This window comes from Gordonia hongkongensis (genome assembly GCF_023078355.1).
GTDB lineage: Bacteria > Actinomycetota > Actinomycetes > Mycobacteriales > Mycobacteriaceae > Gordonia > Gordonia hongkongensis.
This window is the reverse complement of the sequence record NZ_CP095552.1, coordinates 249,887-271,397: the sequence shown is the minus strand read 5'-3', so window position 1 is coordinate 271,397 and position 21,511 is coordinate 249,887. Positions and strand designations below refer to the sequence as shown.

13 protein-coding genes and 1 pseudogene are annotated in these 21,511 nt (G+C 67.8%); 3 read left to right on the top strand and 11 right to left on the bottom strand.

Features of this window, described 5'->3' with window-relative positions:
* Positions 1–82: 82 nt before the first annotated feature.
* The 5 genes from MVF96_RS01230 to sigK all read right to left on the bottom strand — a co-directional run bounded on the left by MVF96_RS01230 (position 83) and on the right by sigK (position 5,326).
* Complete coding sequence (locus MVF96_RS01230) at positions 83–1,240, bottom strand: PQQ-dependent sugar dehydrogenase (RefSeq protein WP_247450880.1); 1,158 nt, start codon at positions 1,238–1,240, stop codon at positions 83–85.
* Positions 1,241–1,585: 345 nt separating this feature from the next.
* Positions 1,586–3,139: a succinic semialdehyde dehydrogenase gene (locus tag MVF96_RS01225; protein ID WP_137809844.1), complete on the bottom strand. Its 1,554-nt coding sequence runs from the start codon at positions 3,137–3,139 to the stop codon at positions 1,586–1,588.
* Positions 3,140–3,206: 67 nt separating this feature from the next.
* Positions 3,207–3,701, bottom strand: coding sequence for a ribonuclease E activity regulator RraA (gene rraA, locus MVF96_RS01220; RefSeq protein ID WP_078111901.1), 495 nt, complete (start codon positions 3,699–3,701; stop codon positions 3,207–3,209).
* Positions 3,702–3,735: 34 nt separating this feature from the next.
* Positions 3,736–4,644, bottom strand: a complete 909-nt coding sequence (locus tag MVF96_RS01215) for an alpha/beta fold hydrolase (RefSeq protein ID WP_137809843.1) — start codon at positions 4,642–4,644, stop codon at positions 3,736–3,738.
* Between the two features lie 67 nt (positions 4,645–4,711).
* A complete protein-coding gene (gene sigK, locus MVF96_RS01210) occupies positions 4,712–5,326 on the bottom strand; it encodes an ECF RNA polymerase sigma factor SigK (RefSeq protein WP_065631299.1) in 615 nt (204 codons plus the stop codon).
* A 376-nt stretch (positions 5,327–5,702) separates the two neighbouring features.
* Here sigK and MVF96_RS01205 point away from each other — a divergent pair, with 376 nt between their 5' ends.
* The gene (locus MVF96_RS01205; protein WP_247450878.1) at positions 5,703–6,635 is read left to right on the top strand and encodes an MBL fold metallo-hydrolase; all 933 of its coding nucleotides are present in this window, start codon (positions 5,703–5,705) and stop codon (positions 6,633–6,635) included.
* A 118-nt stretch (positions 6,636–6,753) separates the two neighbouring features.
* Here MVF96_RS01205 and MVF96_RS01200 read toward each other — a convergent pair whose 3' ends face one another.
* Positions 6,754–7,095 carry a hypothetical protein gene (locus tag MVF96_RS01200; protein ID WP_247450877.1) on the bottom strand — a complete coding sequence of 114 codons (342 nt, stop codon included), beginning with the start codon at positions 7,093–7,095 and terminating at the stop codon, positions 6,754–6,756.
* 336 nt (positions 7,096–7,431) lie between these two features.
* Positions 7,432–10,845 carry a bifunctional lysylphosphatidylglycerol synthetase/lysine--tRNA ligase LysX gene (gene lysX, locus MVF96_RS01195; RefSeq protein WP_247450875.1) on the bottom strand — a complete coding sequence of 1,138 codons (3,414 nt, stop codon included), beginning with the start codon at positions 10,843–10,845 and terminating at the stop codon, positions 7,432–7,434.
* 119 nt (positions 10,846–10,964) lie between these two features.
* On the opposite strand from lysX, the gene MVF96_RS01190 reads away from it, so the two are divergent.
* Positions 10,965–11,210 carry an RNA-binding S4 domain-containing protein gene (locus MVF96_RS01190; RefSeq protein ID WP_137809839.1) on the top strand — a complete coding sequence of 82 codons (246 nt, stop codon included), beginning with the start codon at positions 10,965–10,967 and terminating at the stop codon, positions 11,208–11,210.
* A 748-nt stretch (positions 11,211–11,958) separates the two neighbouring features.
* Here MVF96_RS01190 and MVF96_RS01185 read toward each other — a convergent pair.
* The 4 genes and pseudogenes from MVF96_RS01185 to gltB form a co-directional block, all read right to left on the bottom strand.
* Positions 11,959–12,630 carry a DedA family protein gene (locus MVF96_RS01185; RefSeq protein WP_058253696.1) on the bottom strand — a complete coding sequence of 224 codons (672 nt, stop codon included), beginning with the start codon at positions 12,628–12,630 and terminating at the stop codon, positions 11,959–11,961.
* 122 nt (positions 12,631–12,752) lie between these two features.
* Positions 12,753–13,640 (bottom strand): cutinase family protein, encoded by an 888-nt coding sequence (locus tag MVF96_RS01180; protein ID WP_247450873.1) that lies wholly within the window; start codon positions 13,638–13,640, stop codon positions 12,753–12,755.
* Between the two features lie 178 nt (positions 13,641–13,818).
* Positions 13,819–15,273: a glutamate synthase subunit beta gene (locus MVF96_RS01175; protein WP_247450871.1), complete on the bottom strand. Its 1,455-nt coding sequence runs from the start codon at positions 15,271–15,273 to the stop codon at positions 13,819–13,821.
* Positions 15,266–19,853 (bottom strand): annotated as a pseudogene (gltB, locus tag MVF96_RS01170) (glutamate synthase large subunit). The gene MVF96_RS01175 and the pseudogene gltB overlap by 8 nt, the downstream one beginning before the upstream one ends.
* A gap of 505 nt (positions 19,854–20,358) precedes the next feature.
* Here gltB and MVF96_RS01165 point away from each other — a divergent pair.
* Positions 20,359–21,408: an alpha/beta hydrolase gene (locus tag MVF96_RS01165; RefSeq protein WP_247450870.1), complete on the top strand. Its 1,050-nt coding sequence runs from the start codon at positions 20,359–20,361 to the stop codon at positions 21,406–21,408.
* Positions 21,409–21,511: the final 103 nt, after the last annotated feature.

Sequence of the window (21,511 nt, the reverse complement as noted above, 5' to 3'; positions counted from 1 at the left end):
ACCGCCGGTACCACCGGCGAACTTCGGTGCGCCGACGATCACGGTCGATTGCGTGTCCGACGGCCAAGTTGTCGCACATTGCTCAGCCGTCCCAGCGCACCCGCAGGATGCGGTCTGCGCCTTCGCCGTCGCTGGTTGTCAGGATCAGCGAGCCGTCGGGCGCAACGGTCACCCCGCGCAGGCGACCATGCTCGTCCTTCAGGGCCTCGGTTCGCGACACCACGTGGCGTCCGTCGTCAGAGAGCTTAAGGAACACCAGTCGTTTGCCCTTGAGCGCCGTCAGCACGACGCCGCCGTTGTATGCGCCCCAACCGGTTTCGGGCAGGAATGCGATTCCGGGCAGAGCGATCGTCTCGTTGCCCGAACTCCAGACCGGACCGATCGCGCCGGGGACCCGTACCGGATCGGTCATCGGCACCGATTCGTCGTAGATGATCGGTGTGCGATCGGGCTTATAACCGTAGTTGCCCCCGGCGACGATGCGGTTCAGCTCGTCGTCGCGGCTCGTGCCCTGCTCGATGGCGTACACGCGACCCGTGCCGGGCTGGACCGCCACGCCCTGTACGTTGCGATGCCCGAGGCTGTAGATCGGGCTGCGCGGGTTCGGGTTTCCCGGAGCGGGCGTACCGTCGAATTTGATGTGTAAAACTTTGCCGCCCAGCGACTTCCGGTCCTGGGCAACGGATGGTGTGCCTGTGTCGCCGGTACCGACCCAGAGGCTGTCGGCGGTAGCGGATAGGCCGCATCCGGCACGACTGCCGGAGGACGTCACGGGGATTCCACCGAGGACCGTCCGTTCACGGATCATCTGCGTCCAGTCCGCACTCACCCGCCACGACACCACCTTGATGGTCTGACCAGTCTGTGGGGCCGGAAGAGGTGCGCCGCCAAGAGGTTCCGGCACGACAAAGGCGCCGGGCACCGTGTACTCCGCTTGACACGAATACACACGCCGGTTGTCCGAGAACCGTTGGTCGATGGCGAGCCCCATGAGGCCCGCCTCGTGGACCGCGAAGATCTTCGACAGATCTGCTCTGACGTTCACACGTTTTCCACCGGGGCGCACCGCAACAAACCGCCCCGCGCGCTCACCGGAAAGCACGGTGCCGTCGGGTGCAACAACTACACCCCAGGGGATGGTCATCCCGCCAGTCACAGCAGTGACCTGCAGCGGCACTCGAGCATGAGCCGCCGGGCCGGCGATGAACAACCCAGCCACGACGGCCGCGGACGCGGTCATCGTCGCAAGCCCACGGGCCGGTGATCGGACGGATTTTCTGCGTCCATGACGTGTTCGGGTCACGAGGCCTACCGTAACCACGCTCACACCGACGGGGCAGGACATCGGGCGTCTCGATCAGCGAAATCGTGCTCCCGAGGCACGCCAGATGGAGACGTCGCGGCCCGACCGGAGCGACCGGGTGGTGGCGACGCCGTCCGAGGTGAGGAATTTGCGTCCCTGTGAGCGAGGTCGAAGGGCGATCTGCCCTTCCCACACCCTGAGGTGGACGGAGATTCGTCCTACTCGACGCCCGTCGAGGGAACGAGTCATCCCGCTCCCGAACGAAGCAGAGTGTGAACTCTTTTACCGCCCCGGCAGGTACTTCAACGCGCGGACGGCGGTCGGCGTGATGGCGCGGTAGATGCTCGTCGGGACCACCGGCATGCGATCGATGCCGATGAAACGCTGCTCGGCGATGGTCTGCGGCTCGGTGTACTTCAGGAGGCCCTCGTCACCGTGGCGGCGTCCCATGCCGGAGATGCCCATGCCGCCCATCGGGGCCGCCGTCGACGCCCATGCGGCGGCGTAACCCTCGTTGATGTTCACCGTCCCGGCGCGCAGTTGTTCGGCGACCTGCTGCGCCTCGGCGCTGCTACCGGCGAAGACGCTGGCGTTGAGACCGTAGTCGGTGTCGTTGGCGAGCTTGATCGCCTCGTCGGTGGAGTCCACCGGGTAGATCGAGACGACCGGTCCGAAGGTCTCGTTCGCGAAACACACCATGTCGTCGGTGACGTCGGTGAGGACCGTCGGCTCGAAGAAGAAGGGGCCCAGGTCCGCGCGACGCTTGCCGCCGGCGAGCACCTTCGCGCCCTTGGCGACCGCGTCCTCGACGTGTGCTTCGGCGGTGTCGATCTGCGCGGCCGAGGCCAGCGAACCCATGTCGGCGCTGAAATCGTAGGAGGCCGACAGCTTCATCGTGGAGACATACGCAGCGAACCGCTCGGCGAAGTCGTCGGCGATCTTCTTGTCGACGTAGATCCGTTCGATCGAGATGCACAGCTGCCCGGAGTTGGAGTACGACGCGCGCGCCGCGCCGCGCACGGCGTTGGCGATGTCGGCGCTCGCGGTGACGACCATCGGGTTCTTGCCGCCGAGTTCGGCCGAGAAGCCGATGAGCCGACGCCCGGCCTGTTCGGCGAGGGTGGCCCCGGTCTCCGAGGAGCCGGTGAACATCACGTAGTCGGTGCTGGCCATGATTGCTTGCCCGACAACGCTTCCCGGTCCGGGCACCACGGCGTACAGCTCACGCGGCAGACCCGCCTCATACAGCAACTCGGCCAGGGCCAGCGCGCAGTACGGCGTCTGGCTGTCGGGTTTGATCACGACGCCGTTGCCGGCGATCAGGGCGGCCACCGCATCGGACACGGCCAGTGTCAGCGGGTAGTTCCACGGGCTGATGATGCCGACCACACCCTTGGGCAGGTACCGCACGCGCACGCTGGTCGCGCCCGGCAGCATGCCCTTGACCTTGCGATCGGCCAGCAGCTTGGGTCCGTTCGTCGCGTAGTGCCGCGCGGTGATCGAGACGTCGATGACCTCTTCTTGCGCGTAGATGCGCGCCTTGCCGGTCTCGGCCTGCGCGATGTCCATCAACGACGCCGCGTTGCGGTGGACCAGGTCGGAGAAACGGTCGATGATCGCGGCGCGGTCGGCCGGCGTGCGGGCCGCCCATCCCTCCTGCGCCTGGCGGGCCCGGGCGACCGCCACCTCGAGATCGTCGGCGGTGGCGACCGGGATGGTCGCCATCTCCGTCCCGCTGAACGCCTCGAGGACGGGGCGCGTGGGACGACTCGCGGCGTCGTCGATGGCGACGAGCGCACCCAGGCGAGCGAAATAGTCGGCGGTGGGCTTCGGCATGGCGGTGCTCCTCAGCGCTGTGCGGGTGTCCGGTCTTCGATGTCGATCGTGGTCTGCGGTCGGGGCTCTACTGGTTGTCTCCCGCCGCGACGAGCACGATGCCGTCGTCGTCGGAGTAGACGATGTCGCCGGGGGTGAACGTCTCGCCGCCGATGGTCAGCGGGACGTCGCGTTCACCGGCGCCGGTCTTGGTCGACTTGCGCGGGTTGGTACCCAGGGCCTTGACCCCGATCGCCATCCCGCCGATGGTCTTGGCGTCGCGGATGGCGCCGTTGACGATGATCCCCACCCAGCCGTTGGAGCGGCCGAGCTCGGCGATGAGGTCTCCGACCAGTGCGGTGTGGACCGACGCGTCGCCGTCGACGACGAGCACCCCGCCGGGGTTGGATTCACCCAGAACCGACTTCAGCAGGGCGTTGTCCTGGAAGCACTTGACCGTCGACACCCGTCCGACGAACTCCCGGTTTCCGCCGAACTGCGTGAACTGGGTGTCGCAGCTTCGGACGTCGGCGCCGATGTCGTCGACGAGGTCGGCCGTCGGGGTGAAGGTCAGCTCGCTCATGCCGAACAGTTTAGGTGTAACCGCAAGTAGCTGGTTACTCGCGGGTAGGGATGGGCCGCACCCCGCCGATGATCTCGGCGACGTCGTCCGGGCGCTCCGACACGAGGAAGTGCCGCGCCCTCGGGAGTACCGCGATCTCGCGGGCACCGAGCACGTCGGCGTACCGTCGCTGCTTCCATTCCCAGAAGTGGCGCCACCCCGGGAGCCTGGACGACGCCACGACGACGATCACCGGGACGTCCGGCATCGGCTCGGACCGTCGCAGACTCCGCAACGTCTGGTTCATCGATCCGAAGGCGGCGTTCTCGACGAGAAGGGCCAGGAGGTAGGGCGGCTGCCCGAAGACGCGCGTACTCCATCGGCGCTGCTGCTCGCCTCGACCCTCCGGTGGCGCGGGCACGACGCGGCTCCACACCTGGAAACTGGGCCAGCGACGAATCCCGACGCGGCTCGTCACCGCGCGCGCCGCACCGACCACCCGATGGGCGTTGCCCACCCGGAACGACAGCGGAACGATCCGCCACGGCACCAGGACGAACGATCCGTCGAGGATGACGACGCCCGCGGTCCGCTCGGGATATCGGCGTGCGAACGCCTCCACATACAGCGACGCCAGCGAATGCCCCACGACGACAACCGGTTCGGTGATACCCCGAGCGTCGAGCACCGCGGCCATCCGCTCCACCTCGCCCAGCAGCGACGGATGGTGACGCCGACCGATGGGATCGGACAGCCCGTAACCCGGGCGGTCGTACCGCACGACCCGCCACGACGAGACGAGCCGCGCGACAAGCGGATCGAGGTCGAACCAGTTGCTCCCGAGCGCCGCCATGAGCAGCAGCGGCGGACCCGCCCCCTCGTCGAGCACGTGGAGCCGATGCTCCCCGACCGTCACGAACTCACCGGGTGAATCCAGACCCGCGTCGGGTGTCGTCTCGTGCACCCGTCCAGTGTGCCCGCGCGGATGGCGCGGCGTCGCCGGACGGCACGACGCGCTCACCGCCGATCCGTCAGCGGTCGTCCTGCGCGTCCAGGCAGCTCCGCAGCCGTCTCAGGCCGTCCCGGATACGGGATTTCGTGGTGGGCAGGGGCGTGTCGGTGCGCGCCGCCACCTCGGGATAGGTGAGTCCTCCGAAGTACGACATCTCGAGGCTTCCTCGTTGCAGTTCCGTGAGATGTCCGAGGCAGGTGTGCACTGCGCTCACCTCCACCGACCGCAGCACCGCTTCGAGCGGAAGATCCTGCGTCATCTCGGGTTCGGCGGCCCGGACGCCGTACTCCGACAACCGCTCGGTCTGCATGTCCTCGGTACGGACCCGGTCGACGGCGCGCCGGTGCGCGATCGTCATCATCCACGTGATCACCGATCCGCGGGTCGGGTCGTAGTCGGCCGCCCGCTGCCAGTACTGCAGGTAGGCCTCCTGGACGATCTCCTCGGCGTAGTGCCGATCACGCACCACCCGGACGGCCAGACCGTAGATCCGCGAACTGGTCAGGTCATAGAAGCGCGTGAACGCCGCTCGGTCCCCTGCGGCCACCAGAGCCAGCAGGTCGCGTAGGACCTGCGATTCTCCCCCGCCCCCATGATCCGCATTCGCGGTGGCGTCGCTCTCCCTCGGCGCCACGGTTTCAGGTATTGCCGGGTCGAGGACGAGGCACGGGAAGGCTCAGTGGCTGCCTGGGAGTCGCCGTGAACCAGATGAGGGTCGGGTGCATGTCAGCGACGGTCCGCCCGACGGTCCTGGTGTACGAGCTCTTCGACAACCATTCCGGTACCTCTCGTCAGACGTCGGGGGTCGATGAGTAGGTCGTTGGACCCTAGCGCGTCGTTACACATTGTGTTCGGTTGTAGCCCGCTGGGAGGACAGCAGGCCTTTCGAGGGGCCAGGACCATTCAACGACGGCGGAGTGGTACCCAAAACCTCTCCTCGGTGAACTACACATGACATCCGCTTACCCGGAATCGGCGCGCACACCTGGCGGCCGGGGTAGGAATACGCGGTGGCCACCTTTCGCCAGCCGGGCCCGGCGCCGGCCGAGATGCTGCGCACGGGTGCGCTCGCCGTGCGTGGCGCGTTCCGTCCGCGCCCGCCGGACCGGCGACTCTTCGACGCCATCGAGGACGCCGGGCTCCCCGACGGCGAGGTGACGGTCCGGGTGCGCGCCCTGCCCCAGGTTGCGCGACGGGTACCGCTCGCCGGCCTCGTCGAGGGAGCTCGTACCCTGCGTCGCGCGTCGTCGGCGATGACGACCTTCGTGGTCGAGCACCCCGAGGCCACGTTCTTGGTCGATCCCGGCTTCTGCCGCGACGCCCACCACCGCGTCCTGCCCGAATTGCCGACGATCTTGCGCCCGCTGATCACCCCGCCGCGGTCGACGGTCAGCACCGCCGACGGTCTCGAGCTGCGGCCGCTGCACCGCTCCCCCGACTTCGCCCTGCCGACGCACGCTCACTGGGATCACGTGTGCGGCCTGCTGGACCTGCCCGGCCTGCCGGTGTGGCTACCTCGGCCCGAACGCGAATGGATACTGGCGGGCACGCGACCACCGGTCGGCGGGGTGCGGGCGGCTCTGACCGACGGCCGACCGATCCTCGACTACGAACTCGACGGCCCGCCCGTGTCCACATTCGTCGCGAGCCACGACCTGTTCGGCGACGGCTCCGTGGTCGTCGTCGACCTCGGCGGGCACACCCCCGGGAGCGTCGGCGTCCTGGCCCGCACGTCCTCCGGCCCGGTCCTGCTCGCCGGCGATGCGGCCTGGCACTTCGAGCAGGTGGCGCGCCTGCGCCAGAAGCCGAGCATCCCCGGCGAATTCGTCGACGACGACCGCGACGCGGCGTTCGCGACGCTGCACCGCCTCCACCTGGCCCGCCACACCGTGCGCGTGATCCCCACCCACGACCATGACGCCGTCGGAGCACTCTGCGGCTGAGGTGAACTGGGGGGCGGGCTCACACGTGAAGAAGTCACACGCATGGACCTGTCCCGTGCGACACCTCAACTGCCACCCCGGGTCAGGCGGGTTTCGGCGAGCGGCGGCCGGATCAGAATCAGAGGCCCTGATTCGAATCCCCGCCTCGGTTGTCCCCGCCGCCTCCGTTGTCCCCGCCGGTTTCGCAGACGGCCGCGACATCCCGGGGCGTGTTCCCGGGAGTGCGGTAGGTCTGGACGGCCCACGCGACCTTCTTTTTCGTCACCGGAGACAGCACCTCGGTCCGCCGGATGCCGACCGCGAAACACCCACCGTTCGATACGAGTTTCTGGAGTTCCCCTCCATCGAGCCACCTGCCGATCCCGCTGTACGGCAGATCCGTTCCGGCGAAAGCCGGCACGATCCCGGTACGCGCGATGTCACGCGTCTGCGCCGCATTGAAGAGCGTATTGAACTCCATACGGACACCGATGTTGGGCCAGAACCAGTTCTGATAAATCGTCGGGAACGAGCTGAAACCCGCTCCCGCAGGGGTACTCAGGCCGTGACCCTCGCCAATGGGTGCCGCCCCGGCCACACCGCCGTAGAGTCCCACACCCGACCCCGTCAGCATCACGGCCGACGCGGCGATCGAAACGACAACTCTCCGCGCACTTTTCATCTCTCTGAGCCTCCAGGTCAGCTATTCATGAGACAAGTTGCGCTGCACAGCGTCTTCAGCGTCGCACAGATTGAGGATGGTGTACATCACGCTTAGGAACGCTCATCACACAGGAGCCCAAGGCGCCAAGGCGCCTCAGGCGTCCTGCGGTTTCGCCAGCGGGAACGCGAGCGACTCGCGGATCGACTGTCCGGTGATGAGCATGACCACCCGGTCGACACCGACCCCCAGACCTCCGGTCGGCGGCATCGCGTATTCCAGTGCCTGCAGGAAGTCCTCGTCGAGTTCCATGGCCTCGGGATCACCGTCGGCAGCCAGGATCGACTGTTCGGTGAGGCGTGCCCGCTGCTCCACCGGATCGGTGAGTTCGGTGTAAGCCGTACCGAGTTCGACGCCCCAGGCGACGAGGTCCCACCGCTCGGCGACGCCCGGCTTGCTCCGGTGTGCGCGCGTGAGGGGCGACGTCGACGTCGGGAAGTCGGTGTAGAAGGTCGGGAAGGTGGTGCGATCCTCGCCGAGGTGCTCGTACAGTTCCAGGACGATCTGCCCGGCGTCCCAGTCGGGCCGGTGATTGATTTCCAGGCGGTCACACACCGCGCGCAACTCCTCGACGGAGGTCTCCGGCGTGATCTCCTGCTCCGCGCCCTCCGAGACCACCTGATGAACGGTCTTGACCGGCCACTCCCCGGAGATGTCGACGCGCTCTTCGTTTCCGTCGGCATCGGTGCGCACGATGACCGGTTCCCCGTAGGCCGCCGTCGCCGCGTACTGGATCATCTCGCGCGTCAGGTCGAGCATCTTGAGGTAATCACTGTGCGCCTCATAGGCTTCCAGACTCGTGAACTCGGGGTTGTGGCTGAAGTCGACACCCTCGTTGCGGAAGTTGCGGCCGATCTCGAAGACCTTCTCGACACCTCCGACACACAGTCGCTTGAGGTAGAGCTCCGGGGCGATCCGCAGATACAGGTCGAGGTTGTAGGCGTTGATGTGCGTCTGGAACGGGGTGGCGTTCGCGCCGCCGTGGATCTGCTGCAGGATCGGTGTCTCGACCTCGAGAAAGCCACGAGCGCCGAGGAAGTCACGCAACGACTTCACCACGAGACTGCGGGTCGCCAGCGACTTGCGCGTCTGCTCGTTGATGGCGAGGTCGACATAGCGCTGCCGGACACGCGCTTCCGGATCGGTGAGACCGGCCCACTTGTCGGGCAGCGGGCGCAGGCATTTGCCGTTGATCCGCCAGGCATCGATCAGGATCGACAGCTCGCCCTTACGACTCGTGCCGACGACGCCGCGGGCCTGGATCAGATCCCCGAGGTCGACGTCGGTACCGAAATCGGGTGTGCCCGGGATGATCCGGGAATCCTCGACCAGCACCTGCACCTCGCCGGACCAGTCGTGGACGTCGGCGAACACCACCTTGCCGAAGTCCCGAAGTCGCGTCACGCGCCCGGCGACGGTGACGACGGTTCCCTCGGGCTCGGCCTTGGCCGCCGCGATCGTATGAGTGGGTTGATCGGCCGGCGGGTACGGATCGAAGCCGCGCTCGACGAGCCGGTCCATCTTCTCGAGTCGGACGCGCACCTGTTCCGGCCGGTGGACGACCGCACCCTCGGGTGTGGCTGCCTCGGCGTCGAGCTCGGCGATGAGCGCGGGCGCGTTGACACCGGGCGGGATCGACGGCGGCCCCTGCGTGTAGTGCTTGGCCCGTCCGAAGCGCGGCAACGTGATGAAACCCTCGGTCACGATCGCGGCGAGGCCCACCCGGGGCAGGATCCGGCTGTCCTCGAAGCACAGGTAGCGCGACTGCCAGTCCGGCAGATACTTCGCATTCGACTTGTACAGCGACTCCATCTGGAAGAACCGCGAGCCGAACATGAGGATCGAGTAGCCCATCCGCATCACGGGCCCGGCCCCAATCTGGGGACCCTGCTCGAAGAACGCCCGGAACGCGGCGAAGTTCAGCGAGACCTCGGTGATACCCAATTGCTCGGAGTTGCGGCACAATTCGGCGACCATGGTCTCCACGACGCCGTTGGGCCCGTGCCGGTCACGACGCATCAGGTCGAGCGAGACACCACGACGCCCCCACGGCACGAAGGACAGCATGCCGACGACCCGCTCGTCGGGGGTGCCCTCGTCCATCACGGCCTCGACCAGGAGGCAGTCGCCGTCCGCGGGATCGCCGATGCGCGAGAGCGCCATCGCGAAGCCGCGTTCCTCGTCGGTGTCGCGCCAGTCGTCGGCGCGCGCGACGATCTTCGCCATCTCGGTGTCGCCGATCTCGTTGTGCCGTCGGATACGGACACCGACCCCGGCACGACGGGTCGGGGTCACGGCCTGGCGCACCGCCTTCATGGCCGGCCCACTGAGACTGAACTCGCGCGTGTGCAGGATGGCCTCGTCGCCGATGTTGAGCGAGACGAAACCGGCGGCGTCGAAGGCGGCCGCGCCGCGCGGGCTCGACCCCATTGACGCCGGGTGCCACCCGTACTTCTCGCACAGGGTGAGGAATTCGGCGATGGCATCCGGCCACGACTCCGGATCGCCGATCGGGTCACCGCCCGCCAGTCCGACGCCTACCTCCACCCGGTAGGTGATCGCTGCCCGACCATCGGGCGAGAACACGACGGCCTTGTCGCGGCGGGTCGAGAAGTACGCCAGCGAATCGTCGTCGTTGAACCGCGTGATCAGCGCCCGGATGAGGGCCTCGTCCTCGGCGGTGATGAGCCAGCGCAGCCGTTGCGACCGGAACAGCACGACGGCCGCGGCGATCAGCGCCAGGGCGCCGAACAGTCCCAGCAGGCCGTTGACGAACAGGTGGGTGTGCCGACCGTCGAACGAGGCATCCTGGTCGATGGCGCCGAACGCCACGACCCGGTTGAACGCGTACGGCAACCGGTCGCCTCGGGTCAGCGTGTGCGGGAACGCCCACACCAAGGCCCAGCCCAGCAGGGTCGCGATCGCCAGTCCGGCGATCAGGGTGCCGAACGCCGCCAGGACGGCGCCTTTGCGGACCCGTGTGTAGAACTGACGGTACGTCGACAGCAGGAACATCAGGGCAAGCGCGTCGATGAACAGTCCGAGGTAGATGTTCGTGCGGTCCCACCGCGTCACGCCCAGGTCGTCGGCCAGCGACGGCACGAGATAGAACGCGTTGGTCGCCATGAACAGGATCAGGTAGATGACGCTGATCCACCAGGCGATCCGCTTGCGGGCCGAGAGCGCGACGGCGATGAGGGCGAGCACGAACGCCCAGGCGAAGCTGGTGTCGGGGAGGGTGATGATGTAGTCGTCGACGTAGCGGCGGGGGTCGTGGATCAGATGCCGGATCGCCGGGAAGAGGCTGGACAGCAACGCGATTGCCGCCAGGACACCGACGATCGTGCCGGCGATGTGCGGGGCTCGGGACCCGAACCCGGAGGGCCGTCGGATCTTGTCGAGCAGCGCGTGGGACCTGCGGTCGGCCGCGGTGGGCGTCCGCGGTCCCACGTCGCGGTGCTCGCCGGGATTCTCGGGGTCGACCGGCGCGAGGGGGGTGTCGGTGGCCATGCGTAAAAGGTAGTCGGGATGAGAGGTATGTCCCGGCACTCCACGCGGATGGGCCCCGTCCGGCACAGATCGTCTTGCGTCCCCGACGGCCGAGGTGGCCCGGCGGGCGGTGGACCGGCATGATCGAAGCCGTGTACGACGTGACGATCCGGGACGACTCCATCCGACTCGGCCAATTCCTCAAACTCGCCAACCTGATCGAGTCAGGGGCCGAGGCCAAGGAGGTGATCGCCGACGGTCTGGTCACCGTGAACGACGAGGTGGAGACCAGGCGCGGCCGTCAGCTGACGATCGGCGATGTGGTGTCGGTCGGCGGGATGAGCGTGCGTGTCGTCACCGAAGGCGACGTGCCACCTGCCCCCTGATCCGAAGAAGCGTCCCCCATTGCTCCCTGAGGAGCGATAGCGACGACCTCCTGCTCCCTGAGGTGCGAGCGAAGCGAGCCTCGAAGGGCGCTAGGACCGGACGCCGAACCGTCTGAGCTCGGCGGGTGTGATGAGTCGTTCCGCTTCGGCGGGGAACATCGTCGTGGAACCGCGGCGGCCTCCGAGTCGCCAGCCGGTCAGCGAGTTCAACAGAGAGCCCCGGCGGGGCGAGTGAAATGTGTCAGCCAACTTCATGACCAATCACTTCCTGATACTTCACATTCGTTACAACGGACTGGAACTTTGTTTTACTGTAGCGGCTGTTCCCGGTCGTGTCGCCGGACTTTGCAGTGGCTTTCGCCACGCCCCCGCGACTGCCGACACGTGTGAATCCCGCAGCTCCGGTTCCCGAAACGGCGAGTGCCGCACACGACGGCTAGATCGATCGTCGCACGAGAACTGTTACCTCGCGCGTAGCGACGCGCCCCTCACCTGCATGAATGACCCGGGCGGGCAGGCGACCACTCGCCCACCGCGGTTGCCGTCGAACGACCGAAGCCGCCGACCCGGGAATCGGGCCGGCGGCTTCGGTGTGATGGACGACGATGGCGGTCAGTGCGCCTCTCGGCAAACAGGCCGCTCGAAGCGGCAAAGGGTGGGACCCGGGGCATTGAGTCCGTCACCGTCGCGGGGTACAACCGCGCTTCCGCACGAGGTATTCCACGGGTCGTCCCACTCTTCCGGCCCGCTATCCCGCGGCACTGGCGCGGCGTCGGCGGACCCGCTTCACGACGAACCAGGCGACCATGAGGACCAGCACGGCGATCACGATGTTGCTCAGCACGCCACTCCACCGTTCGAGCGCGGGGGCGATGGCCGGACCGAAGCCGAAGCCGATCCCGATCCACAATGCGTTCCACACGCCGGAGCCGAGCGTCGTGTAGGCGGTGAAACGCCAGAACGGCATCTTCTCGATCCCGGCCGGGATGGAGACGAACGATCGGACGAGGGGCACGCACCGACCGAGGAGAACCGCCATTCCGCCCCAGCGGACGAAGTACTCCTCCGCCTTGTCGAAGTCGTCGTAGTCGAGCAGCGGCATCCGGCCGACGAGTCGCCGGGTGCGGTCGCGACCCAGAGCCGCGCCGATCCAGTACCAGAGCCAGGCCCCGACGAGCGAACCGATGGTCGCCGCGGCCCAGGCGAGCCAGACGTTCATGCGGCCCTCGTAGGCGAGGAACCCGGCGCCAGGGAGAACGGCTTCGGACGGGATCGGCGGCAGGAAGGTCTCGAGAAGGATCGCCACCCCGACGCCCAGCTCGCCGAGCGTGTCCATGAGGTCGAGAATCCAGCCGATGAAACCGCTGTGACCTTGCGACGGGTCGGTCTGGGCGAGTACGGCGGCGAGCTGCGTTGGCAAGGAGATGTTCCGTCTGTCCGAGGGCGGGCGGCTGGTCCCCGGGATCGGTGACCACTTCGGCCGCCACTCTAGTCGGACGTCCGATTCATCCGGTTCTCGTGCAGGTCAGCCGACCGGCGTCGTCACGCGAGGCCGGCGAGGAACCGGTTGGCCCACCGCACCGCGGTCACGCCGGGACGGACCTCGAAGTCCCGGTAGGTGCCGTGCGACCCGGACTGGAGGAATTGGTTGAACGACCTGATCTGCTCGCGAGCGCGCGCGTCACCAAGCTCCTGCGCGATCTCGCCGGGGCCGCCGAGGGTGAGCAGTTCGGAGAAGATCGCGCCCGCCTCGGCCTGATACTGCACGATCTGGCTCGGCGTCGGGTCGCTGGTCTCGGCGAGGTAGCCGACGATCCGTGTCACGTAGTAGTCGCGGGGCACGTTGCAGTAGACGTCGGTGGGTTCGCAGATCGTGAAGGCCCTGGGCAGGACCCACCCCATGCCATCGAGGCGTGGTCCGCCACTGCCCTCACCCCTCAGGGCGGGGCCGATGAGATTGTCCCGCTTCGACCGCCGCGGGTCTGCGATCAGCACGACCCCCGCGACCTGGCTCGGACGGATCGCAGCGCGACCGGTGCCGATCTCGGATGCGAGGTCACCGGCGGCGTCGGCGCCCTGGCTGTAGCCGACGAGCGCGATCCGGGTACCGGGGCATCGTCGGAGCATCTGAAGGGCGAGCCCCGTGGTGTTGGCAACCGCCTGTGCCTTGGACTTGCCGTAGATCGCCTTCTCCCACGGGAACGCCGTCGCGTCGTATCCGACGTACTGCACGCGGGTTTCCGGTCCGAGCCCGGCGGTGACCTCCCCCAGCACACCCGGGCTGGCACCGTTGGACCAGGTCCCGGGGACCGCGAGCACGTAGATCTCCGGGCAGCCCCGGGGCGCGGCGGTCGCCGTCGGGACGGCGAGCACACCGCCGGCCAGGATTGCACACAGCAGGGCGCATACGGTCGCGATGATCCGACGCATGGTCCGTTCCCTTCGTACACGCCGAGGAGGCAGCTTTACCGCCGAGTCTAGGTCGGGCATCCGGCAGGCGTGTTGCCGCCTGCGGAACTCCCGTGGAACGACGGATCTGCCTACGCAAAACTCCCGCCCACCCTGAGCGGGTGAGCGGGAGTCGAGTACTGCTGAGTGCGACGCGCGATCAGCGCTGCGCGACCTGCGTGGGCACGATCGGTGCGGGCAGGTCCGACGCCCCGGTGAGGAACGCGTCGGCGGCCGCAGCGGCCGAGCGCCCCTCGGCGATGGCCCACACGATGAGCGACTGTCCACGCCCGGCGTCGCCGGCGACGAAGACACCCGGCTGACCGACAGCCGCGAAGTTGCCGTCGCGCTTGACGTTTCCGCGGGGGTCGTACTCGACGCCCATCTTGTCGAGGAGGTCCTCGCGCTCGGGTCCGACGAAGCCCATGGCCAGCAGCACCAGGTCCGCCTCGAGCTCGAAGTCCGAACCCTCCACCTTCTCGAAGCGGCCGTCGCGCATGACGACCTCGTGCGCCTTGAGTCCGGTGACCTTGCCGTCCTCGCCGAGGAACTGCTCGGTGTTGACCGAGAAGACGCGCTCGCCGCCCTCTTCGTGGGCCGACGACACGCGGTACATCAGCGGGTAGGTCGGCCACGGGGTCGACTCGGCACGCTCGATCGGCGGCTTCGGCATGATCTCGAACTGGTGGACGATCTCCGCGCCCTGACGCAGCGAGGTGCCCAGGCAGTCGGCGCCGGTGTCGCCACCGCCGATGATGATGACCTTCTTGCCCTTGGCCGAGATCTGGCCCTCGACTTCGTCGCCGAGCTGCACCCGGTTGGCCTGCGGCAGGAACTCCATGGCCTGGTGGATGCCGTCGAGCTCACGCCCGGGGATCGGCAGGTCGCGACCGATGGTCGAACCGTTGGCGAGGATCACCGCGTCGAAGTCGGCGCGCAGCTGCTCGACGGTGACGTCGACACCCACGTTGACGCCGGTGCGGAAGACGGTGCCCTCGGCCTCCATCTGCGCGAGACGACGGTCGATGTGGCGCTTCTCCATCTTGAACTCGGGGATGCCGTAGCGGAGCAGGCCACCGATGCGGTCGGCCCGTTCGAACAGCGTCACGTCGTGTCCGGCACGCGTGAGCTGCTGCGCCGCAGCGAGTCCCGCGGGCCCGGAGCCGACGACGGCCACCGACTTGCCGGTCTTCTCCGACGGCATGACCGGGGTCACCCAGCCGTTGTCGAAGGCGTTGTCGATGATCTCGACCTCGACCTGCTTGATGGTGACCGGCGGCTGGTTGATCCCCAGCACGCACGACGCCTCGCACGGAGCCGGGCACAGGCGGCCGGTGAACTCCGGGAAGTTGTTCGTCGCGTGCAGACGTTCGATGCCGTCGCGCCACTGGTCCTTGTAGACCAGGTCGTTCCACTCGGGGATCAGGTTCCCCAGCGGGCAGCCGTTGTGGCAGAACGGGATACCGCAGTCCATGCAGCGGCTCGCCTGCGTCTTCAGATGGCCCTTGTCGAAGTCGGTGTAGACCTCTTTCCAGTCCAGCAGACGCAGTTCCACCGGGCGGCGGTCGGGCAGCTCCCGCTCGGGGTGCTTGAGAAATCCTCTGGGGTCAGCCACGTGCGGCCTCCATGATCGCTTCGTTCACGTCTCGCCCGGTCTTCTCCGCCTCGGAGATGGCCAGCAACACACGCTTGTAGTCGCGCGGCATGACCTTGGCGAACTTGGTCTGGGCGCTGTCCCAATCGCCGAGCAGCGCTGCCGCGACCGGGGATTCGGTCTCGGCGCGGTGCTCTTCGATGATCGTGGCGAGGAACTCGATGTCCTCGTCCTCGAGCGGCTCGAGGTCGACGAGCTCGGTGTTGAGGTTGTCGGCCAGCTTGCCCTCGGGGTCGAAGACGAACGCCATACCGCCGGACATGCCCGCCGCGAAGTTGCGGCCGGTGTCGCCGAGGACGACGACGCGTCCACCCGTCATGTACTCACAGCCGTGGTCGCCCACACCCTCGACCACCGCGGTGACGCCCGAGTTGCGAACGCAGAAGCGCTCACCCACGATGCCGCGCAGGAAGATCTTGCCCGCGGTGGCACCGAAGCCGATCACGTTGCCGGCGATGATGTTGTGCTCGGCGACGAAGTCGTCCGGCGCGTTGCGTGCCGGACGGACCACGAGGCGACCGCCCGAGAGACCCTTGCCGACGAAGTCGTTGGCGTCGCCCTCGAGGCGCAGCGTGATGCCCTTGGGAACGAAGGCACCGAAGCTGTTGCCGGCCGATCCGGCGAAGTCGACGATGATCGTCCCGTCGGGAAGACCCTGTGCGCCATAGGCCTTGGTGACCTCATGGCCCAGCATGGTGCCGACGGTGCGGTTCACGTTGGTGATCTTCGAGGTGAAGGACACCCGCGTGCCGTGGTCGATGGCCTCGCGGCTCTGCGCGATGAGCTGCTGGTCGAGCGCCTTGTCCAGGCCGTGGTCCTGCACGCCGGAGCAGTACAGGTCCTGGTTCATGAACGGCGACTCGGGCATCGCCAGGATCGACGACAGGTCGAGCTTGCCCGCCTTCTCCGACTTCCAGTGCGCGAGCGCCTTGGTCGTGTCGAGCGCCTCGACGTGACCGACGGCCTCCTGTAGGGTGCGGAAGCCCAGGCGCGCCAGCAGTTCCCGGACCTCTTCGGCGATGTACAGGAAGAAGTTCTCGACGAACTCCGGCTTGCCCGCGAAACGCTCACGCAGCAGCGGGTTCTGGGTGGCGACACCCACCGGGCACGTGTCGAGGTGACACACCCGCATCATGATGCAACCCGCGACCACCAGCGGCGCGGTGGCGAAACCGAACTCCTCGCCACCCAGCAGGGCGGCGACCACGACGTCGCGACCGGTCTTGAGCTGGCCGTCGACCTGCACGACGATCCGGTCGCGGAGTCCGTTGAGCAGCAGGGTCTGCTGGGTCTCGGCCAGGCCGATTTCCCACGGCGCACCGGCGTGCTTGACCGAGGTCAACGGCGTTGCGCCGGTACCGCCGTCGTGCCCTGAGATGAGGACGACGTCGGCGTGCGCCTTCGAGACACCGGCCGCGACGGTGCCGACGCCCACCTCGGACACCAGCTTCACGTGGATGCGGGCCTGCGGGTTGGCGTTCTTCAGGTCGTGGATCAGCTGCGCGAGATCCTCGATCGAGTAGATGTCGTGGTGCGGGGGCGGCGAGATGAGGCCGACGCCCGGCGTCGAACCACGGACCTCGGCGACCCACGGGTACACCTTGTGCGGCGGCAGCTGCCCGCCCTCACCCGGCTTCGCACCCTGCGCCATCTTGATCTGGATGTCGGTGCAGTTCGACAGGTAGTGCGAGGTGACGCCGAAGCGGCCCGACGCGACCTGCTTGATCGCGCTGCGGCGCCAGTCACCGTTCTCGTCGTGATGGAAGCGCCGCGGATCCTCGCCGCCCTCACCGGAATTCGAGCGACCACCGAGCCGGTTCATGGCGATCGCGAGGGTCTCGTGCGCCTCCGCGGAGATCGAACCGAAGCTCATCGCGCCGGTCGAGAACCGCTTCACGATCTCGCGGGCCGGTTCGACCTTCTCGATCGGAATCGGGTCGCGGTCACCGAAATTGAAGTCGAACAGGCCGCGCAGCGACGCCATCTGTCGGGACTGGTCGTCCACCAGCTTCGTGTACTCCTTGAACACCTTGTACTGGCCGGTGCGCGTGGAGTGCTGGAGCTTGAAGACGGTGTCCGGGTTGAACAGGTGGTACTCGCCTTCGCGGCGCCACTGGTACTCGCCGCCGACCTCGAGCTCGCGGTGGGCGCGCTCGGACGGGCGATCGGAGAACGCCAGCGCGTGGCGGGTCGCGACGTCGGCGGCGATCTCGTCGAGACCGATGCCGTCGAGCTGGCTGTTGAGCCCGGTGAAGAACTCGTCGACGGTCTCCTGCGAGATACCGATGACCTGGAAGAGCTGTGCACCGGTGTACGAGGCGAGGGTCGAGATGCCCATCTTGCTCATCACCTTCAGCACGCCCTTGCCGGCGGCCTTGATGTAGTTCTTCTGCGCGGTGGCGAAGTCGAGGTTGCCGAGCACACCGCGCTCGGTCATGTCCTCGATCGACTCGAAGGCCATGTACGGATTCACCGCTGCCGCACCGAAACCGACGAGTGCGGCCACGTGGTGGACCTCGCGGCAGTCACCGGACTCGACGATGAGACCGGCCTGGGTGCGCTTGCGTTCCCGCACCAGGTGGTGGTGCACCGCAGCCGTCAGCAGCAGCGACGGGATGGGTGCGTAGGTCTCGTCCGACTCGCGGTCGGACAGGATGACCAGGTTCACGCCGTCGTCGATCGCGGCGCTGACCTTCGCACGCACCTCGTCGAGGGCCTTGCGCAGACCGGCGCCACCCTCGGCCACCGGGTAGAGGCCGTGGATGTGGACGCTGCGGAAACCGGGCAGTGCGTCGTTGGTTGGAGTTGATCTCCACCAATTTCGCGAGCGTGTCGTTGTCGAGGACCGGCGACGGCAGCTCGATCTGACGGCACGACTCGGGGCCGGGGTTCAACAGGTCGGCCTCGGTGCCGATGGTGCCGCCGACGCTGGTGACGATCTCTTCGCGGATCGCATCGAGCGGCGGGTTGGTCACCTGGGCGAACAGCTGCTGGAAGTAGTCGAACAGCATGCGCGGGCGCTTGGACAGCACCGCGATCGGGGTGTCGGTACCCATCGAGCCGAGTGCCTCGGCACCGGTCTTCGCCATCGGCGCGACCAGCAGGTCGAGTTCCTCACGGGTGTAGCCGAACACCTGCTGGCGCAGCGCGACCCGGTCGTGCGGCATGTGCTGATGCGGCGGCGCCTCGATGTCGTCGACCGCGACCAGTCCCTGCTCGAGCCACTCACCGTAGGGGTGCTCGGCGGCGAGCTCGTCCTTGATCTCCTCGTCGTCGACGATGCGGCCGGCAGCGGTGTCCACCAGGAACATGCGGCCGGGCTGAAGACGCATCTTCTGCACGACGTCGGAGTGATCGATGTCGAGCACGCCGACCTCGGAGGCCATCACGACTAGCCCGTCCTTGGTGACCCAGATCCGACTGGGCCGCAGGCCGTTCCGGTCGAGCACGGCACCCACGACGGTGCCGTCGGTGAAGCACACCGACGCCGGTCCGTCCCAGGGCTCCATCAGCGCGGAGTGGTAGCGGTAGAAGTCCCGGTGCTCGGGCTTCATCGACTCGTGACGCTCCCAGGCCTCCGGGATCATCATGAGCACGGCGTGCGGGAGGGAACGTCCACCGAGGTGGAGCAGCTCGAGCACCTCGTCGAACCGGGCGGTGTCCGACGCACCCGGGGTGCAGATCGGGAAGATCTTCGACGCCGCGTCGGCCCCGAAGGCCGCGGTGTCGATGAGCGCCTCGCGGGCCCGCATCCAGTTCTCGTTACCGGTGACGGTGTTGATCTCGCCGTTGTGGGCGACGCGGCGGAACGGATGCGCCAGCGGCCACGACGGGAAGGTGTTGGTGGAGAAGCGCGAATGCACCAGACCGAGCGCGCTCTCGACACGCGAGTCCTGCAGGTCGACGTAGAACTCCCGCAGCTGCGGCGTCGTCAGCATGCCCTTGTAGACGAAGGTGCGTCCGGACAGGCTCGGGAAGTAGACGGTCTCACGTCCGGGCCCGTCGGCGCCGGCGCCCTTGTTGCCGAGTTCGTACTGGACCCGCTTGCGCACGACGTAGGCGCGACGTTCGAGTTCCATGCCCTCCGCGCCGCCGACGAACACCTGCCGGAAGGTCGGCATGGCATCGCGGGCAAGTGCTCCGAGCGAGTTCTCGTTGGTCGGCACCTCGCGCCAGCCGAGCAGGGTCAGACCCTCTGCCTCGATGACCTTCTCCACGCCCTCGCAGGCGAGGCGGGCGTCTTCCGAGCCCTGGGGCAGGAAGGCGATACCGGTCGCGTAGCTGCCCTCCGCGGGCAGCTCGAAGTCCACGGTCTCCCGCAGGAAACGGTCCGGGACCTGGATCATGATGCCCGCACCGTCGCCGGTGTTGGGCTCGGCACCCGCGGCGCCGCGGTGCTCGAGATTGACCAGCGCCATGATCGCCTTGTCGACGATGTCGCGACTGCGCCGCCCGTGCATGTCCACGACAAACGCCACGCCACACGAGTCGTGCTCGTTGCGTGGGTCGTAGAGACCCACCGGTCCCGGAGCCTGCTTCATAGTTCGCCTCACTTTGCGCGCGAGGAGTGCACGCACTACCCGTCGTCGATGTCTGGGGCCACACCCGGCCGTGTCGGGCCGCGGACCACGATGTCCCCGGCGTCGTCGTGCTCCACCCGCATCGGGGCTGACCTGGGCAGAGCCGACGATCACAGCGGCGGTGAGTCCCGGTCAGCGCCGTTGCTGACGGTCCCTTCGGGCCGCATCGTCGGGACCCGAACCACCCTGCTCATCGCAGCTACCGCGCGCAGCACGCCAGAGCGCCCCCGGGCAGCCGTATGAGCATTGTGAGTCATTTTTCCACGCGAAGGGCTCACTCTCGAAATCCGGTTACCACAGAGACACCGCCGGTGCACGTCAGACGGAAATCCGGCGATTCGGGGTCCGCCCCGGAGACGGCCCGCGCGGGCGGTTCGGGAGCGTCGACGGTCGCGGCCCGATTGCGGCCGGGTCTCGCCCTGACCGATCCCGCACCCGCACGTCGTCGAGCCACTACCGTCAGGTGATGAGCGTCACCGTACCGGCCGATGAGCCCACCCCGGAAGCGGATCTCCTCGCGCATCCGTTCGGCCGTCTGGGCGTCGATCCGTACGGTTCGCGGCGTTCCCGTGCGGTCAACGCCTATCTGGCCCGGGTCACCTGGCCGATGATGACCGCGGCCGGGGTCAGCCACCCCCGCGTCACCGCGCAGATGATCCAGCGGACGCGCCCGGCATTGAACCGGACCATCGAGCGGATCAACCCACCCCCGGCCAACACCCGGGTGGAGATCGTGCGCGAGAACTTCCGGGGTGGGCAGGTCCGTGGTGAGTGGGTCATCGGCCGGCAGGCGAGCGCTCCGATCCCCGGTTCGCGGATTCTGTATTACATGCACGGGAGCGGGTACGTGGTGTGCTCGCCGCGAACGCACCGGGGCCTGGTCGGCCGGCTCGGCAACAAGACCGGGCTGCCCGCCTTCAGCCTGGACTACCGGCTCGCCCCCGAGCACGCCTGGCCGTGCGCGGGCAACGACGCCGTCCGCGGCTATCGCTGGCTGCTGTCCCAGGGGTACCGCGCCGAGGACATCGTGGTCGCGGGTGACTCCGCCGGCGGCCACCTGGCTCTCGACCTGCTCGCCGTCAACCACGCCACCGGGACCCCGCAACCGGGTTCGATGGTGCTGTTCTCGCCGCTCTACGACCCGACTTTCCAACTGGCCGTGCGCAATCAGCGCACCGGGGTACGGGACCCGATCATCGACGCGATGTCCGCCCGCAAGATCCTGCGGCTCTACACCCGGACCGCCGACCCCGATCATCCACGGATGCGCGTCCGTCTCACCCCGGACATGACCCTGCCCAAGACGCTCATCCAATACGGGGCGCGCGAGGTGATGGGGGCCGACGCCCGGGCCACCCACGACGAGATCACCGGCGCCGGAGGGGTTTCGGTGATCCAGGCCTGGCCGGACCAGGGGCACGTCTTCCAGCTGATCCCCCGCCTGTCGGCCGAGGCGCGGTCGGCCATCGACATCGCTGCGCGGTTCATCGAGTTGACCGCGCCGGTTGCTACATGATCCGAAGGGCCCCTCGTACAGAATCAAATCCGAATAATTCGCACACTCACTCTTCCCTGAACCGAAGGAATCGCAAGAGCACTGGTCCCTGAGGTGCGAGGAG